The sequence below is a fragment of the Spirosoma soli genome (assembly GCF_042684525.1).
Classification (GTDB): domain Bacteria; phylum Bacteroidota; class Bacteroidia; order Cytophagales; family Spirosomataceae; genus Spirosoma; species Spirosoma soli.
This window is the reverse complement of the sequence record NZ_JBHULN010000007.1, coordinates 246,136-262,507: the sequence shown is the minus strand read 5'-3', so window position 1 is coordinate 262,507 and position 16,372 is coordinate 246,136. Positions and strand designations below refer to the sequence as shown.

General features: G+C 47.3%; 19 protein-coding genes. 15 read left to right on the top strand and 4 right to left on the bottom strand.

Features of this window, described 5'->3' with window-relative positions; genetic code table 11:
• Nucleotides 1-13: 13 nt before the first annotated feature.
• The 3 genes from ACFSUS_RS13895 to ACFSUS_RS13885 are packed head-to-tail and all read left to right on the top strand — an operon-like array spanning nucleotide 14 to nucleotide 1,901.
• A complete protein-coding gene (locus tag ACFSUS_RS13895) occupies nucleotides 14-514 on the top strand; it encodes a GbsR/MarR family transcriptional regulator (protein ID WP_381523504.1) in 501 nt (166 codons plus the stop codon).
• A 55-nt stretch (nucleotides 515-569) separates the two neighbouring features.
• Nucleotides 570-1,337, top strand: coding sequence for a thiol-disulfide oxidoreductase DCC family protein (locus ACFSUS_RS13890; protein ID WP_381523502.1), 768 nt, complete (start codon nucleotides 570-572; stop codon nucleotides 1,335-1,337).
• 18 nt (nucleotides 1,338-1,355) lie between these two features.
• The gene (locus ACFSUS_RS13885) at nucleotides 1,356-1,901 is read left to right on the top strand and encodes a hypothetical protein (protein ID WP_381523500.1); all 546 of its coding nucleotides are present in this window, start codon (nucleotides 1,356-1,358) and stop codon (nucleotides 1,899-1,901) included.
• 127 nt (nucleotides 1,902-2,028) lie between these two features.
• Here the strand turns inward: ACFSUS_RS13885 and ACFSUS_RS13880 are convergent, their stop codons facing one another.
• The gene (locus ACFSUS_RS13880) at nucleotides 2,029-2,844 is read right to left on the bottom strand and encodes a hypothetical protein (protein WP_381523498.1); all 816 of its coding nucleotides are present in this window, start codon (nucleotides 2,842-2,844) and stop codon (nucleotides 2,029-2,031) included.
• A 128-nt stretch (nucleotides 2,845-2,972) separates the two neighbouring features.
• Nucleotides 2,973-3,767 carry an alpha/beta fold hydrolase gene (locus tag ACFSUS_RS13875; RefSeq protein ID WP_381523497.1) on the bottom strand — a complete coding sequence of 265 codons (795 nt, stop codon included), beginning with the start codon at nucleotides 3,765-3,767 and terminating at the stop codon, nucleotides 2,973-2,975.
• A 98-nt stretch (nucleotides 3,768-3,865) separates the two neighbouring features.
• On the opposite strand from ACFSUS_RS13875, the gene ACFSUS_RS13870 reads away from it, so the two are divergent.
• Genes ACFSUS_RS13870 through ACFSUS_RS13860 form a run of 3 tightly spaced genes read left to right on the top strand, consistent with a single transcriptional unit; the run spans nucleotide 3,866 to nucleotide 4,782 of the window.
• Nucleotides 3,866-4,126, top strand: a complete 261-nt coding sequence (locus ACFSUS_RS13870; protein WP_381523495.1) for a hypothetical protein — start codon at nucleotides 3,866-3,868, stop codon at nucleotides 4,124-4,126.
• A gap of 12 nt (nucleotides 4,127-4,138) precedes the next feature.
• Nucleotides 4,139-4,402 (top strand): hypothetical protein, encoded by a 264-nt coding sequence (locus ACFSUS_RS13865; RefSeq protein WP_381523493.1) that lies wholly within the window; start codon nucleotides 4,139-4,141, stop codon nucleotides 4,400-4,402.
• Nucleotides 4,399-4,782, top strand: coding sequence for a DoxX family protein (locus ACFSUS_RS13860; RefSeq protein ID WP_381523491.1), 384 nt, complete (start codon nucleotides 4,399-4,401; stop codon nucleotides 4,780-4,782). The genes ACFSUS_RS13865 and ACFSUS_RS13860 overlap by 4 nt, the downstream gene beginning before the upstream one ends.
• A gap of 232 nt (nucleotides 4,783-5,014) precedes the next feature.
• Here ACFSUS_RS13860 and ACFSUS_RS13855 read toward each other — a convergent pair whose 3' ends face one another.
• On the bottom strand, nucleotides 5,015-5,137 hold the full coding sequence (locus ACFSUS_RS13855; RefSeq protein ID WP_381523489.1) for a hypothetical protein: 123 nt from the start codon (nucleotides 5,135-5,137) through the stop codon (nucleotides 5,015-5,017).
• Nucleotides 5,138-5,141: 4 nt separating this feature from the next.
• Between ACFSUS_RS13855 and ACFSUS_RS13850 the strand changes: the two genes are divergently transcribed.
• The 8 genes from ACFSUS_RS13850 to ACFSUS_RS13815 all read left to right on the top strand — a co-directional run bounded on the left by ACFSUS_RS13850 (nucleotide 5,142) and on the right by ACFSUS_RS13815 (nucleotide 12,022).
• Nucleotides 5,142-5,564, top strand: coding sequence for a hypothetical protein (locus ACFSUS_RS13850; protein ID WP_381523487.1), 423 nt, complete (start codon nucleotides 5,142-5,144; stop codon nucleotides 5,562-5,564).
• A 276-nt stretch (nucleotides 5,565-5,840) separates the two neighbouring features.
• Nucleotides 5,841-7,319, top strand: coding sequence for a Fe-S cluster assembly protein SufB (sufB, locus tag ACFSUS_RS13845; RefSeq protein WP_381523485.1), 1,479 nt, complete (start codon nucleotides 5,841-5,843; stop codon nucleotides 7,317-7,319).
• A gap of 101 nt (nucleotides 7,320-7,420) precedes the next feature.
• Nucleotides 7,421-7,624, top strand: a complete 204-nt coding sequence (locus tag ACFSUS_RS13840; RefSeq protein ID WP_381523484.1) for a hypothetical protein — start codon at nucleotides 7,421-7,423, stop codon at nucleotides 7,622-7,624.
• Nucleotides 7,621-8,073, top strand: coding sequence for a PIN domain-containing protein (locus ACFSUS_RS13835; RefSeq protein WP_381523482.1), 453 nt, complete (start codon nucleotides 7,621-7,623; stop codon nucleotides 8,071-8,073). The genes ACFSUS_RS13840 and ACFSUS_RS13835 overlap by 4 nt, the downstream gene beginning before the upstream one ends.
• 204 nt (nucleotides 8,074-8,277) lie before the next feature.
• Nucleotides 8,278-8,952 carry a DUF4288 domain-containing protein gene (locus ACFSUS_RS13830; RefSeq protein WP_381523481.1) on the top strand — a complete coding sequence of 225 codons (675 nt, stop codon included), beginning with the start codon at nucleotides 8,278-8,280 and terminating at the stop codon, nucleotides 8,950-8,952.
• Between the two features lie 8 nt (nucleotides 8,953-8,960).
• Nucleotides 8,961-9,158 (top strand): DUF4177 domain-containing protein, encoded by a 198-nt coding sequence (locus tag ACFSUS_RS13825; protein WP_381523480.1) that lies wholly within the window; start codon nucleotides 8,961-8,963, stop codon nucleotides 9,156-9,158.
• Between the two features lie 98 nt (nucleotides 9,159-9,256).
• Nucleotides 9,257-11,278 (top strand): excinuclease ABC subunit UvrB, encoded by a 2,022-nt coding sequence (gene uvrB / locus ACFSUS_RS13820; protein ID WP_381523478.1) that lies wholly within the window; start codon nucleotides 9,257-9,259, stop codon nucleotides 11,276-11,278.
• Between the two features lie 216 nt (nucleotides 11,279-11,494).
• A complete protein-coding gene (locus ACFSUS_RS13815) occupies nucleotides 11,495-12,022 on the top strand; it encodes a DUF2911 domain-containing protein (protein ID WP_381523476.1) in 528 nt (175 codons plus the stop codon).
• Between the two features lie 25 nt (nucleotides 12,023-12,047).
• Here ACFSUS_RS13815 and ACFSUS_RS13810 read toward each other — a convergent pair whose 3' ends face one another.
• Nucleotides 12,048-12,995, bottom strand: a complete 948-nt coding sequence (locus tag ACFSUS_RS13810; protein ID WP_381523475.1) for an alpha/beta hydrolase — start codon at nucleotides 12,993-12,995, stop codon at nucleotides 12,048-12,050.
• 133 nt (nucleotides 12,996-13,128) lie between these two features.
• On the opposite strand from ACFSUS_RS13810, the gene ACFSUS_RS13805 reads away from it, so the two are divergent.
• Nucleotides 13,129-16,350, top strand: coding sequence for a glycoside hydrolase family 2 TIM barrel-domain containing protein (locus ACFSUS_RS13805; RefSeq protein WP_381523473.1), 3,222 nt, complete (start codon nucleotides 13,129-13,131; stop codon nucleotides 16,348-16,350).
• Nucleotides 16,351-16,372: the final 22 nt, after the last annotated feature.

The window sequence follows — 16,372 nt, the reverse complement described above, 5'->3', positions numbered from 1 at the left end:
AGTACATTTGAGCATGACATTTGAAGAGGCTAAAGATAAATTCATTCATACGTGGGGCACGCTGGCTACGCAGTGGGGTATCAATCGCTCTATGGCGCAACTTCATGCGTTGCTCCTGATTTCACCCGAAGCCATGTCGACCGAGGATGTGATGGAGCAATTACAGATTTCGCGGGGTAACGCCAGCATGAACCTTCGCGATCTGATGGATTGGGGACTCATCTACAAACAGCTTAAACCAGGTGAGCGCCGGGAGTTTTTCGTGGCCGAAAAAGACATTTGGAAAGTAGCTCGTCAGGTTGCCAAAGAACGTCGCCGACGGGAAATCACCCCCGTTGTGGATGTGTTGAACGAGCTAAAAGCAATCCCGACGGATACGCCCGAGGCTCAGGAGTTTCAACGGGTGATGACTGGCCTGAGTAGTGTCGTTGGCTTTGCCGACAACACCCTTAATGCAGTTATCAAAGCTGAAGAAAATTGGCTGATGGGACAGTTCTTAAAAGTGTTTCGGTAATATTTTTTTAACACTATTTTTCAATTATTTCTGAAAATTTAAAACATACAAATTCATGAGAAAGCTAATTATTTATGACGAGAGCTGTCCAATGTGCAGGCTTTACACTAAAGGTATGGTGGCTGTTAACAGCAGTGGAGATTTGATCCGAATTAGTAACGCTCAACTTACCCAGGAAACGATAAATCGTTTAGATACCCAACGAGCTCGGCATGAGATTCCTCTAGTCGACCTGGATGGGGGCGAGACAATATATGGTGTTGACACCTGGACTTATGCCTTTAGTAACTGGAACAAATCAGTGGGTAAGTTATTATCCCTGAAACCGCTACGAGCCCTTTTTAAGAAGTTGTATGCGTTCATTTCTTACAACCGACGAATCATTATCACATCCGCACCAGGCCGCTGGAACCTGCTAGACCTTCAGCCCGATTTTCATGCTGGTTATCGGATTGCCTTTATTCTGGTTGTTTTCGGCATAATTAGTGGGCTTTTCGCCACCGTCAGTTTACCCATCTGGCCACCAGCAGTGCTGGCTTTGGTTGTAGTCCAATTAACGATTGCCTGCCTTTATCTACTTCGTCAGCACACGGATAGCTTCCTCCAGCGTATGCTGGATTATACCGGTCACTTGGGGATGAGTTTGTTGCTAGGTGGCGCGATTAGCGCCATCGGGATAGTAGCTGGCTATACGGCACTCATTCCAATCGCTTATGCGCTGACACTTGGCCAGCATTTTATACGTACCTATCGGCTTGGTCTGAATCCGTGGCTGAGTGTGTGCTTCACCGCTTTGGTTCTCCTGTTGATTTTTCCGTACTGAAGTCAGCTATGTATAGTTATGAACAACACTTTCGATTCTTACGACTGGCATAACAGTTTAAACTTCCGTTGGATCGCCTTACCGGTACTGGCGCATCTATTCAGCTCGATGACCGGAATAGGCGGCATTTTTCTCTTTCCAATCTTCATCACCGTCGCCCAATACCTGATTTTCAAAATACATCCCGCCATTGGGCAACCAGGTATCTGGTTCGTTACCTTACCTGTTACTTTCTATATCTGGATCAAGTGGGGGCCTTTCATGACGTATACTCAGCCAGATGGGATTGTACGTGGAGTATTGGCTTACTATGCCGGACAACTCATTAATGCCTTCTTTATCCCATTGATCATTAAACCTGGAAGGCCTGAGCTTTTGCTGAACTGGCTTGTATGCACATCAATAACCGCATTGATATGGGTAGGATTATATTGGTTAATTGCTCATTCAACAAACCTCGCTTCTAAGGACGTAAGTAACTATGGTTTTTCTCAATTCATTCTTTATCCTGCCATAGCCCTTGTGGCGAATAGTATCAGTAGCTTTTTTCTTTTGAAAGAATAGGCGTTACCGCTTGCCTGAATGGAAAAGCCGCCCTCCTTCTCAGACGGGTAAAAGTTTCTGGCAATCCGTCCAGTACGAATCGTTTACTGAATCTTTGACCTTATAATGTAGTCTTAGCTAAATCCACCTAGTTTGTAAGCAGCCATGCCACAGTAGCTTTCGGTTCTGCAATAGACCACGAATGAGGATTCCGATTTCCTTGCTGTTTGCGATATCCTTGGTTAACAGTCGGTACATAAGTAGCCTTTGTGTTTCCAATTAAGCGCAGATAATTGATAAGGCTCACGCAATCGATTGTATTCTGTTCATAAAGATCCCGGTTCCGCTCATTCATCTGCCACAGTATATCAGGTTCGCTGATCAATCGTATGGGTGTGTTTTTTAGCAGGTTCGCATGGCGAGCAGTTGTATCAGTATAGCTGTAGGGTGACAGCGATACGTATTTAGCGGGCTGAGCCGTGGGCGGGCCACCAAATTCTTTGTCCATTCTGTCCATGAGGAATTGAGCTTCTTTGACAGCCACTTCCACTTTTCCGTGCTTTCGCTGGTGTAGCGAGCTTTGATAAAGTCGGGCAAAATCCAGGGGAGGATCAATGGCAAAGATGGCAGTAGGCTTAGGCAAAGAATTACCTGCCATGGCTAGCTCAGCATAACGAACGACTCCGCTCCCCCCGAGCGAAAAACCACCCAGATACAATTTTTTATCGGCCAATCTATGTTTAGACTGTACTTCTTTGATAATGTCAGCAAGCGTCTGTTGGGAAGCATCATCGACGTAGAAAGACTGCCAGCCCTGCTGTAAGGTAACCAGCACTGTCAGCAAACCTTGGCGTACTGCCTCCTTGGGCAGTTCGGTCTCCGCATAAACATACTCGGGCGACTCGCCAAAGCCATGCAGGAGGAGCAATAATCCTTTCGGTTGGCCAACTGGTTGAATAGTCATGTAGTAATTCACAGAACTATCTTTAGGATTACGAAAAGTCAGAGAAGGTGTTTGAGCCCAGTTTATTAAAGGAATTAGGGCAAGCAAACTGGACAACCAAAATAGTTTCATATATAAGTTAACAAACATCATTTTGTAAGAAACGATACCACAGCCTTAGCAAATTCGGGTGTCCGCATAGCGCCACCGTGATCACCCGGTACAATGACCAAACGAGAACCGGGCACAGCATCAACTAACGTTTGAGGGTCGCCATTGTCCTTATCCTGATCGCCATTGACAACGAGTACCGGTACTTTAATTTTAGCCAACTCGGCCCGGGTGGTAACGGGTTGAAATTCCTGCAAACGGGCTAATACGACAGTGTCAGCTCCACTCTTTTTCGCGTAATCAATCGCCGATTGTAGTTCAGGATGGCTGCCAGGTTTGGTAAGCGCTTCGTGAAAATTCTTCCGCCGATACCAGTTTGGATCTGAGAAATCAACACTGATACCACCCATCACAGCCCTACGCACCTGCTTATCAAGCGTCAATAACTTAGCCGTTAAAATAGCTCCACGGGAGTAGCCCACTACGTCATAATTGGTCAGACCCAGATGCTTCATCAACGCCATGACGTCTTTTAACTCCGCGTTGTTCTGATAAGCTTCGGCCGTGTGCGGCTTATCCGACTGGCCATTTCCCCGTAAATCGAGCGTCACAACTTTAAATCCAGCATCAACCAGCGCCTGTCGAACAATGGCCCGCTTCCAGCTTTCGCCGTTCGTGATAAAGCCATGCAATAATACCACCGGCTTGCCTTCACCCAGTACATCATAATGGATTTTAGTGCCGTCAAATGACGTAAACAAAGGCTCACGAGTTAACTGAGCGTAAAGTGAAATGGGAAGTACTAAAATTAAAAACAGACGTAGCAGTTTCATGCGTTAACAAAAACAGTAGTGAGCTAATTGGTTGACTGAATAAGAGTAACCTTTCGCTATTCTACCGAGTTACGTGTTATATCAGACACTCAACGCTTATGGCAACGTTAGTTCAACACCATTTGGCCGAAGATACCGAAGTGATTGGTTCGCGTATCGGCCGCATCGACCCCGACAATTTCCGGAATCAAAGCGGAGCTTCTATCGAAGACGATGATGACACCAGCGACGAAACGGAAGACAACGGCTTATTTGACGAACCCGTTGACGAAGACGGTGACCCTACCGGTGAACACGATCACCATCAGGACGATAATTACGCCCTGGGTGGTCACGTCACCCGGTCTGGCAGCGTGTAAACCAACCCTACTATGAACTCGACAAACAATCAGGACTACAACCCAGCTGAAGACGAAAATCAAGGCGTGATCACTAAACTGGTGCAGGGCGAAGAATCAAACGAAGGTGTTTCACAAATTGAATACATGAATCCTGTTACGAATCAAGGTCCTGAGCCAATTAAAGAGGAAGTTAACGAATCGGATACCGGTACCAATGGCAGCAACGATGACCTGTTAACGGAGAAGGACGTAGAAGATGGGGACATAGAAATGGATAACGAAACCGACCAATGAGCGCTAATCAATTGGCCCAACTGGTTATACGGCTTGGCCTGGGCATTAATATGCTGATGCACGGTTTAGTACGCATCCCGAAGTTGAACGCCTTCGTGACAAAAACCGCAGCAGGCTTTAGCGCTACCATTCTACCGGAACAACTAACCAGAGCGTTTCTGTATGCCCTGCCATTTGCCGAGTTTGCCAGCGGTTTGCTGATCCTGTTAGGTGGTCAGTTCAGCAAGTGGGGATACGGTCTGGGCGGAATCATCATTGCCTCGTTGCTTTTCGGTACTACCCTTAAAGAAGACTGGGGCGGAGCCGGAAACCAGTTGATCTACGTTATCGCCTTTTATCTGGCACTACGTGGACTTGAAGACATTAATCGCCGACGCTGATAATTTTATCGCCGGATGTTCCAACTGAATCTCCCACACGTGAGTCAGTATGGGAAACAAAACCAAGTAAAACGAAGTCAACGTTATTTTTAGTTTCTGCTGTAACAAGTAGTTTATTGACGTTCTCCGCCTGCACGAACGAGAGTACCACTGTAGCGCCCACTCAGCCGGGCATTCCTTATCAAAGTAATTTCCAATAAGGCAATGACGGTTGGGAAGCCGACTATGTAGATTACCACACGCAGATCAGCGACATCCAGTTTAAGTCTGACTGGACAAATTTACCCCAACCCTTAGACGCCCGTCGAAAATCATTGATGGTATCGAGTATGAACCGCAGTGATGATGTGTTCATGTTCATGAAAAAGAAGCTGACCGGTTTGCAGCCAAATACCGATTATAAACTGGTTTTTGACGTCGAATTACCTTCCGCTTACGCCGATAATTCTGTTGGTATTGGTGGTTCGCCCGGCAGCAGCGTTTTTCTAAAAGCTGGAGCTTCGGCTGTTGAGCCTAAGAAACAGTTAAAAGACGATTTCTACGAAATCAATATTGATAAAGGAAGTCAATCAGAAGGCGGACGCGATGCGGTGCTTCTAGGTAATATTGGAGCAGGAGAAGACGTAACGGATTACAAACTTATCACCCGCAGTAATACTGATGATCCATTAACAGCCCGTACGAATGATAAGGGTGAACTTTGGTTAATTGTCGGTACAGATTCGGGTTACGAAGGCCTGACAACCCTTTATTACAGCAGTGTGAAGGTAACTGCGAAATAGGAGTTAAGCTTCCCGCGAAAAACAAGGCCATTACGATGAGTGATGGTCTTGTTTTTTGTAGTGCGGGTGGACCCGCGCGACTTCTGGCTATAAATTGAGGATTTCCACCCGCATTACACAAGCCGGATAAACCTGCGCTCATGTGGGCTTAACAACCGTATAACTCAAAATAACGGAAAGTTTCCGATATTTGTCCAACCTGCCCGGAACGTACCATACCGGCCGATTGTTAAAATTATAACGCAACGGTTCAATTAACCAAGCGACCAACCGACCATGAGCAAGGACGTTGAAATTTTAGAAAGTATTACAAATTCCGAGTATAAATACGGATTCGAGACGCTGATTGAGGCCGACGAGGCCCCCATAGGTCTTGATGAAGACACCATTCGTTTCATCTCTGCCAAGAAAAATGAACCCGACTGGCTGCTGGAAGGCCGCTTGAAGGCGTTTCGTTTATGGCAGGAAATGACCGAACCACACTGGCCAAACGTCAAGTACCCTAAAATTGACTATCAGGCCATTAAATATTACTCGGCACCCAAGCAGAAGAAAACTGTTGGCAGCCTTGATGAAATTGACCCCGAGCTGTTAGATACATTCAACCGGCTGGGTATTTCGTTGAGCGAACAGAAGCGGCTAGCCGGTGTTGTCGATGAACCTGAAGGAGAACGTCCACGGGTTGCTGTCGATGCTGTTATGGACTCTGTTTCGGTAGCCACAACATTTAAGAAAGACCTTGCCGAGCGCGGTATTATCTTCTGCTCAATATCAGAAGCGGTGCACGAGCACCCCGAGCTGGTGAAGAAGTATATGGGTTCGGTCGTTCCAGCGAAGGACAACTACTTTGCAGCGTTGAATGCAGCCGTGTTTACCGACGGTTCGTTTTGTTACATTCCGAAAGGCGTTCGTTGTCCAATGGAGCTGTCAACGTATTTCCGTATTAACGCGGCTGGTACGGGGCAGTTTGAGCGAACGCTGATTATCGCTGACGAAGGTTCGTACGTAAGCTATCTCGAAGGCTGTACAGCCCCGATGCGTGATGAGAACCAGCTTCACGCGGCTGTAGTTGAGCTGATTGCCCATGCCGACGCCGAGATCAAATACTCGACCGTTCAGAACTGGTACCCAGGTGATAAAGACGGTAAAGGCGGTATTTACAACTTCGTGACCAAGCGCGGCATCTGCGACGGTCCAAACGCCAAGATTTCATGGACCCAGGTTGAAACTGGTTCAGCCATTACCTGGAAATATCCTTCGGTAATTCTGAAAGGTGACAACTCGATTGGTGAGTTCTATTCAGTGGCTGTTACGAACAACATGCAGCAGGCCGATACGGGTACTAAAATGGTTCACATCGGCAAGAACACCAAGAGCCGGATTGTATCAAAAGGTATCTCAGCAGGTAAGAGCCAGAACTCATACCGTGGCCTGGTGCAGGTAATGAAGCGTGCCGAAAACGCCCGCAACTATTCGCAATGTGACTCATTGCTACTTGGCGATAAATGCGGAGCGCACACTTTCCCCTATTTAGAGGTAAATAACCCTTCGGCAACGGTTGAGCATGAAGCCACCACATCGAAGATTGGTGAAGATCAGTTGTTCTATTGCAATCAGCGTGGTATTCCTACCGAACAGGCCGTTGCTTTAATTATCAATGGCTACGCCAAAGAAGTGCTGAACCAGCTACCGATGGAATTCGCCGTTGAAGCCCAGAAGCTGTTGGCGATTAGCCTGGAAGGATCAGTAGGTTAAGTTATATATCTTTTATATATTAGGAGGGCAGGTATCAACCAAGATTATTCCTGGTTAATGTCTGCCCTCTTTGTTTGTGATGAACTTTATTCTTACTGATTATGACCATCGAACGCACTGCTAACGAAGTAATTGTTCGCTTGTCTCCGTTGCTTGATGTAGAAGAGCTACAGCGATTACTTAATTATTTAGCTTATAAAGAATCAACAATTGAAAGTTCGGCTACCCAGGAGGACGTTGATAAGCTAGTAGCAGAAGTCAAAAAAGAGCGTTGGGCACATAGCCAAACCCGCTTCAACAAATGAAGATTGTTGTTGATACTAATGTTGCTTTCAGCGCAATACTGAATACGAATAGTAAGATTGGAGACCTGCTTTTCAACTCGGGTGAATTATTTACATTCTACACGTGCGATTATCTGCAGATTGAGCTTAAAAGGCATAAACCTAAAATGCTCAAAGTAGCGAAGAAGATGACCGAAGCACAAATTGATACTACGGTATCACTGGTTTTAGGGCAAATTACCTTTATCAACGAAAATCTTATTGATGAATCCGTCTGGATAGCAGCTCAAGAAATTGTAAAGGATATCGACGTTAACGACACGGACTTTGTAGCGCTTAATGATCAACTTGGTGCCCTTCTCTGGACAGGGGACAAACTTCTGTTCAGTGGTTTACAAGAAAAAGGTTACACACGTGTATTAAATACTGATGATTTGTGGACTTTACGGGCTCATTTAAGAACATCTTAAATTGTGCCAATGCATCAACGGCCACGCCAAAGAAGTACTGAACCAGCTGCCGATGGAATTCGCCGTTGAAGCCCAGAAGCTGTTGGCGATTAGCCTGGAGGGTAGTGTTGGATAAGTAGCTTGGACGGCCACGTCCGAGAAATAAACTTTGTATATTACAGCCCCTGCGAAAACGTAGGGGCTTTTTTGTAAGAGTATTTCCGTATGGCTTCTGTTCTTAATCTGGATGACTGGTTATTGCCCACGGCAACACAACCAGCTGATGTATCGGTAGTCCTTACCGTCCATATTAAAACTGATATCGAAGCCCTACGATCAATCGACGATCCTAAGCAACGACGGAGTCATGCGAGTCATCAGCGTAAAAAAGCAATAGAACTCTTCGCTCAGCAGTTCAATATTAAACAGTATGATGTTTCCCACCAGCATTATGCTATTACCTTTAAAACAAGCTTGCCTTTGGTAAATCAGATGGCAGACAATGAATCAGTTGATCGCGTTACAGTTCGTGAAGTAACGCCCGGTATCAAGCGAGAATCTAGTCGGCCTATCAACTACTTTTGTTTAAAAGTGCAGTTTATTATTCAAGTTGAAGGTTACACAAAGGGGTTGCAAGAAGTAGATGAACAGCATGTGTTGGTAAAGGCTACGTCGCCAGAAGATGCTCGGCAAAAGATTCAGCCGTACATCAACAAATATGAAACTCCGTACATAAATAGTGATGGCGCATGGGTACTCTGGAAGTTTGACCGGGTTCTGGATTGTTTTGAAACGATTGCTTCCACTGAATCTGACTTCAAGCCGGAGGGAGTGGAAGTATTTTCCGAGATAAAACGTCGGCGTATGAAATCGAACGATTATTGGGACGGCAAATGGTGATAGTTACTATGAAAAGGTTCGAATACATGACTTTAGACGTACCTACACAAGGGTTGTGGAGTAATCAGATTAATGCGCAGGAATTGACTAACAAGCTCAATCAGTTAGGCGCTAAGGGCTGGGAAGTAATATCCACTGTAGATTTAAACCGTTCGCAAGGAGCAACAAAGAGTTTGCTTGTTATGCTCAAACGAGAGATTGATTAAGTCGGCTGAGCGTAGTAATCATAAACAAAGCCGCCTTGCAATCCGTCTACTTTTTTCGTAAATTAGCCTGATTCAACCGAGCCGCACAGGCGACGCTAATGGACTTTAAATTAACCTCAGAATTTCAACCTACCGGCGATCAGCCAGCAGCGATCGAGAAGTTGGTAGGATCGATAAAAGAAGGCGAACCAGCACAGGTACTTTTAGGCGTAACGGGAAGTGGTAAAACGTTTACCGTGGCCAACGTAATTGCGCAGCTCAATCGCCCCACACTTGTCTTGAGCCACAACAAGACCTTGGCAGCTCAACTTTACGGCGAATTCAAGCAATTTTTCCCGGAGAATGCTGTCGAGTACTTTATCAGCTACTACGATTATTACCAGCCGGAAGCCTACATCGCCACCACGAACACCTACATCGAAAAAGACTTAGCGATCAACGAGGAGATTGATAAACTGCGGCTAGCGGCAACTTCAGCCCTGATGAGCGGTCGGCGTGATGTGATTGTGGTAGCGTCGGTTTCGTGCATCTACGGTATGGGTAACCCGGAGGAGTTCAAACGCAATGTTGTTCGAATTGGGGTCGGTGAGCAGATGAGCCGCAACCAGTTCCTGCATCAGCTCGTCAGCATCTTATACAGTCGTACCGAAGGAGAATTCCAGCGGGGCAATTTCAGAGTTAAGGGTGATACCGTAGATCTCTATGTGGCCTACGCAGACTTCGCCTACCGAGTTATTTTCTTTGGCGATGAAATTGAGACAATTCAGCGCATTGATCCGTCGACGGGTAAAAAGCTCTCAAACGAAAGCATCGTAACTATTTTTCCGGCGAACCTCTTCGTAACCGGCCGTGATACGCTAAACAGTGCCATGTACGAAATCCAGGACGACATGGTGGCTCAAGTTCGTTACTTTGAGTCGGAGTTTCGGGAGCAGGAAGCCACGCGAATAAAAGAACGGACGGAGTTTGACCTGGAGATGATGCGCGAGTTAGGGTACTGCTCCGGTATAGAGAACTACTCCCGCTACTTCGACCGACGCCAACCGGGACAACGACCATTCTGCTTACTCGACTATTTCCCAGACGACTATCTGCTAGTAGTCGACGAAAGTCACGTAACGATTCCGCAAATTCGGGCCATGTGGGGTGGAGACCGCTCTCGTAAAACAGCCCTTGTCGATTATGGCTTCCGGCTTCCGTCGGCTATGGATAACCGACCACTAACGTTTCAGGAGTTCGAAGATCTGTCTGGCCAAGCTATTTATGTATCAGCTACACCGTCGGACTATGAGCTTCGGAAGAGTGAAGGCGTAGTTGTAGAGCAGCTGATTCGCCCAACGGGTCTGCTTGACCCTGAGATAGAAGTACGGCCGAGTTTAAACCAGATCGACGACTTGCTTGAGTCGATTGACGCTCGCATCAAAGCGGGCGAACGGGTGCTCGTAACCACATTGACCAAGCGCATGGCCGAAGAACTTACCAAGTATCTAGACCGGGTGGGCATTAAAACGCGCTATATCCATTCGGAAGTAAAAACCTTGGATCGAGTCGAAATTCTGCGGGATTTACGACTTGGTAATTTCGACGTGTTGGTAGGTGTAAACCTACTCCGCGAAGGTCTTGACTTGCCTGAAGTATCGCTGGTTGCGATCATGGACGCCGACAAAGAAGGCTTCCTGCGTGACATTCGGTCATTGATCCAAACCATTGGCCGGGCCGCCCGGAATGCTAATGGCAAGGTGATTATGTACGCAGATACCATCACAGGATCTATGCAGAAAGCCATTGACGAAACCAACCGTCGCCGGGCTATTCAGATGGAGTACAATACCGATCATGGTATCGTGCCGCAGACGGTGTTGAAGTCTCGTGAATCCATCATGGGGCAGACAAAAGTGGCGGACTCCAAAGTGAAGCAGTTTTACATTGAGCCGGAAGAAATCCGCATTGCGGCCGATCCAGTTGTGCAATACATGGGCAAAAGCGACTTGGAAAAAGTCATTAATGAAACCCAGGCTAAAATGGAGCGCGCAGCAAAAGAGCTTGACTTCCTGGAAGCTGCCCGCCTGCGCGACGAACTATTTCAACTACGCGATAAGCTCAAGAAGGAAGCCGCGTAGGCTTTTAGCAAATATTTAGTACTTAGCGCTGATTTTAGTATCTTATAAAGGTTGGGGAGAGGTCCTCGACCCCTCCTTGGGGTGATGCAGTTTAGCTGTATCACCTCATTTTCTTTTACAAAGTAGATAAAGCGATCCTGTGCTGGCTCAGTGAAACGAGCAAGTTACCAATTCTTGCTAACTTAGAATCCGTCAATTCACTTCTACCCAACTACCATGAAACGCGTCTTTATAATCCTCGGCATTATTGCCGCCGTTCTGCTTCTTGCCTTTTTCGTACTGCGTAGCTTAACAAAATCAAATAGTCCCGAGGCCATCGCCCAGATTGAGCATGATGGATTACATGTTAAAGTAGATTATTGCCAACCCTACAAGAAAGGGCGTAAAATCTTCGGTGAGTTGGTACCGTATGGAAAAGTATGGCGTACTGGAGCTAACGAAGCAACCCTTATCGAATTAGGTCAGAACGTAACAGTCGCGGGTCAACCATTAGCAAAAGGTCTATATTCTTTCTGGACAATTCCGTCACAACAAGGCTGGACAGCCATCTTTAACGGTGAGACAGGCCAATGGGGTACAAATTATGACCAAACTAAAGATGTCCTGCGGGTACCAATTGTGTCGCGTAAGCACAGCCCGGTAGCCGAGCAATTCACCATCAATTTTATTCCGCGCTCTAATGGAACGAACATGACCTTGGTATGGGATCAAACCGAAGCCGTCGTTCCTATACTAAAACGATAGACAGTTCATGCTAAGTTCTCAGATACTACCGACGAAAGCTTTCGCTAATAAACTTCAAAGCCTCGGGCAATCCTGTACGCCAGTATGTCCAGGTGTGCCCACCGTCGCGAACCCGGTATTCATGAGGAATTTTACGCTCAAGCAACGCTAAATGCAAAGCAGCATTACCAACTGTCAAAGCATCGTCGTCGCCACAATCGATCCACCACCGCACTTTTGACAGGTCGCCTTCTGGTGCTGACTTCGCCAATGTGATTGGGCTGTTTCGTTTCCAGGTAAGGGTTAATCGATCTTCTCCTTTTGCGGGTCCACTGAATACGGGGGCAAAAACCGTATTATATCGCTCGTCTGGTATGCTGGCAAAAGCCTCATCGGTACGAATACCTGCGCTTATGGCTGCACATGAGCCAAATAAATTTGGATGATGCATCGCCAAGGTTAGTGCACCAAAGCCACCCATTGACAGACCCGAGACGGCCCGGTACTCGCGCTGCGTGCGCGTCCGATACGTTGAGTCAATGTAAGGCACCAACTCCTGCACGAACATATCTTCGTACCGTACCTTGTTCTGGTAATCATTGATATAAAAACTGGCCCCTGCGTTTGGCATGACAATAATCATGGGTGGCAACTCGCCCGTTTTAACTTTTTCGTCAACAATGCGGTCGGCTTCACCGAACTGCACCCAACTAGTTTCATTGTCTCCATATCCGTGCAGCAGATAAACAACCGGATAGCGCCGGTTAGATACGTAGTAATCTGATGGCAGGTAGATTGAGTATTTTAAGGCCTGATTCAATAATGAGCTGCTCATTCGCATACTCTCTAGCAACCGCGCCTGCGGGGCCGTTACGACCGGAACAGGGTCATTTGTTTGAGGGGCAGTTAACTGAGCACGTCGGCGCGACTGGGCCGAAGTAGTAAAGGTGACACTAACCAAAAGCAAAAAAAGAAAGAAACTACGAGCAAACATGGCAGGGTAGTAAGGCGGTTAAATTTATGCGAAATTTGGCGGCATTGGCAAACGACCTTGCGGTTAAGATGTCCATTTTTTATAGAATCGGTCATCCATTTTCTAATTCAATAACGAAATAAACCCTTCTTACATGCACACCCGCTTGCTTCTATCCGTATTCTTAATGGGTCATTTGACGTGGGTAGTTAATGCGCAATCGCTTCCAGATTGGGAAGACCCGCAAATCATAAGTCGTAATACCGAAAAACCGCACGCTACGTTGGTACCGTTTGCTTCAGAGCAGCAGGCGCTTGCTGCTTCCGACTGGCGTACTTCTCCCTATCTTAAACTGCTCAATGGTACCTGGAAATTTCGCTGGATTAAACACCCAAACCAAGTACCGAACGACTTCTACCAACCAAATACAAACGATGGAAACTGGGACGATTTGCCTGTTCCCTCCAACTGGCAGGTGATCGGGGCGCGGGAAGGAAGGCCTTATGATCGACCCATTTTTACGAATATTAAACACCCATTTCCGGTCACTCCTCCGCGTATCACGTCAGATACGAACGCCGTGGGTCTTTACCGAATGCGTTTTACCATACCGCCCAATTTTCAGGATCGAGAAATCTTTCTGCACTTTGCTGGGGTTCAGTCTACTTGCCGAGTATTTCTGAACGGAGCGTTCATTGGTTACCACGAAGATGGAATGACACCCGCCGAATTTCGGATCACCGATAAACTAAAAAGAGGCCAGTCGGCAGAAAATTTGCTGGCCGTAGAGGTAATCAACTGGTCGGATGGAAGTTATTTAGAAGACCAGGACTTCTGGCGTATTTCGGGCATTTTTCGCGACGTATTTCTGTATGCCAAACCTGAAACGTACCTCCGCGACCTATATGTTGTAACCGACTTAGACGACCAGTACCGGGATGCTACGTTCAAACTAACAGCCAACGTCCGTAACCTGACGTCGTCAGCCGCGCAAACTCCGTATCAGCTTAAGGTTACGCTCTACGATCCGAAAAAGGCCGTTATTTTTTCGGAGATAGTCAATGCAGAAGGTTCTGTTGAACCCGGCCAGGAAACCATTCTGCGATTGAACAAGGCTATAGCAGCGCCCGCGTTGTGGAGTGCTGAGTCGCCATCGCTCTATACGTTGACTACCCAACTTATTGGTTCAGACGGCCAGGTAAGCGAGGTCGTTAGCCAGCGGATCGGCTTCCGGGAAATGACGTTGCAAGATGGTCAACTGCTCGTTAACGGCAAACCCGTTACGTATAAAGGCGTTAACCGCCACGAGTTCGACCCTAATACAGGCCGAGTCATTAGTCGCGAGTCAATGATTCAAGACATTAAGTTGATGAAACAGTACAACATCAACGCCGTTCGAACGTCTCACTACCCAAATGTAACCGACTGGTATGACCTCTGCGATGAATATGGTTTGTATGTCATTGACGAAGCAAACATTGAAAGCCACGATCTGTGGTCTAAGGGGCAAACGCCAGCTGCTAAACCCGAGTGGCGCGATGCATTCGTAGCACGCGGGAGAGCGATGGTAGAGCGCGATAAAAATCATCCGTCGATAGTGATTTGGTCGCTCGGCAACGAGACCGACATGGGCCAAAACTTTAAAGATATGGCCGATATCATACGACTCATCGACCCAACACGGCCCATTCATTACGAAGGCCGCCGACCTTATAACGGCACTTCATTAACCAGCTTTGACATTATTTCGACCATGTACCCATCTGTAGACGACATGATTAAACTGATGGAAAAAGATCCTTCACGGCCAGTCATCGTCTGCGAATATGCCCATGCCATGGGTAACAGCGTCGGTAATCTGAAAGACTATTGGGCGGCTATTGATAGATACCCTCGAATGCAGGGCGGATTCATCTGGGACTGGGTCGATCAGGGATTGCGAGTACGGAACAAAGCGGGTAAAGAGTTCACCGATCATATCAATTACATTGACGGAGCGAACGCGGGCGACGGGCTTGTGAACCCCGACCGAACGCCCCAACCCGAAATCAACGAAGTAAAATTGGTGTATCAGTACGTTAAACTGACAGCGCCAACAGCACTTTCGGTTGGCGCGCCGGTTAAAATTAACGTTCGTAATACGTACGATTTTCAAACCCTTGAGCCGTTCAGGCTGGAGTGGACGCTGCTTCGCAATGGAGAAGTCGTGCAGCAAGGTGGCGAGAATAATTTGGTGGCTAGGCCCGGACAAACGCAAGTATTGACCTTGCCCGTAAAATTTCCGGAGGTGATTGAGCCCTACAGCGAGTATTTTCTTACGGTAAGCGTACGTTTAAAGCAGGCCACCGCCTGGGCACCGACCGGCCACGAGGTGGCTTCAGGGCAATTTCTCATTAAAGCCAATGCTCCAACGCTGCCCGTGGTGGGCATGAATCGCATTCCAGCCGTGAAAGCTACCCGATCGAGCAATGGCTATACAATTCGTGGCAAGGACTTTACGGTTGTGTTCGATAAAGCAACTGGCACCGTCAATCAGTGGGTATATAAAGGTAAGAATATACTGTTGCAGGGTCTACAGCCAAGCTTTTGGCGTGTTCCGACCGACAACGACGCAGGAGGTGGCAACAATTCGTTTGCCGCACGCTGGCGGAAGGCCGGATTAGATACGGCCAAAGCAAGGCCGGTCGATAGTCAGGTCGATATTCATCCGCAGAGGGTGCGAGTGAGCTGCACCAATGAAATAGTAGGAAACGGAGGTAGTCTGCTACAACAAACCAGCTACACGGTTTATGGCACCGGCGACATTCTGGTAACTACAACCTACACGCCCTCGGGCGCACTTCCCCCGTTGGCCCGCGTGGGTATGCAATTTCAGCTACCGGCTAACGTAACAAATTTTAAATGGTATGGCCGGGGTCCGTTTGAAAGCTACGCCGATCGGAAAGACGCGGCTAAAGTTGGGCTCTATGAAGCCAAAGTGGCCGATCAGTTTTTTCCTTACACAATGGCACAGGAAAATGGGAATAAAACTGATGTTCGCTGGGCAGAGCTAACAGATGCCACCGGCTTTGGATTGTTGATTACGAGTGACGTAAATACAGGCTCATGGCTTAACATCAACGCCCGAGACTATACCGATGCAGCATTGCTGAAGTCTAAACAACCTGATACACAAGAAATCGAACGTGGGAACGTAACGGTAGTCAATGTAGACATGGCTCAGATGGGCCTAGGTGGGGACGACAGTTGGACACCACGCGTCCATACCGACTATCAATTACCCGCTACAAAGCCCTACACATACTCATTTCGGGTTCGTCCGGTTGATGCTCGTACAAATGTAGCCGAGGTGGTAAGTCTGTCACTACCAAGATAACACGGTCACTTTATTCATAAAT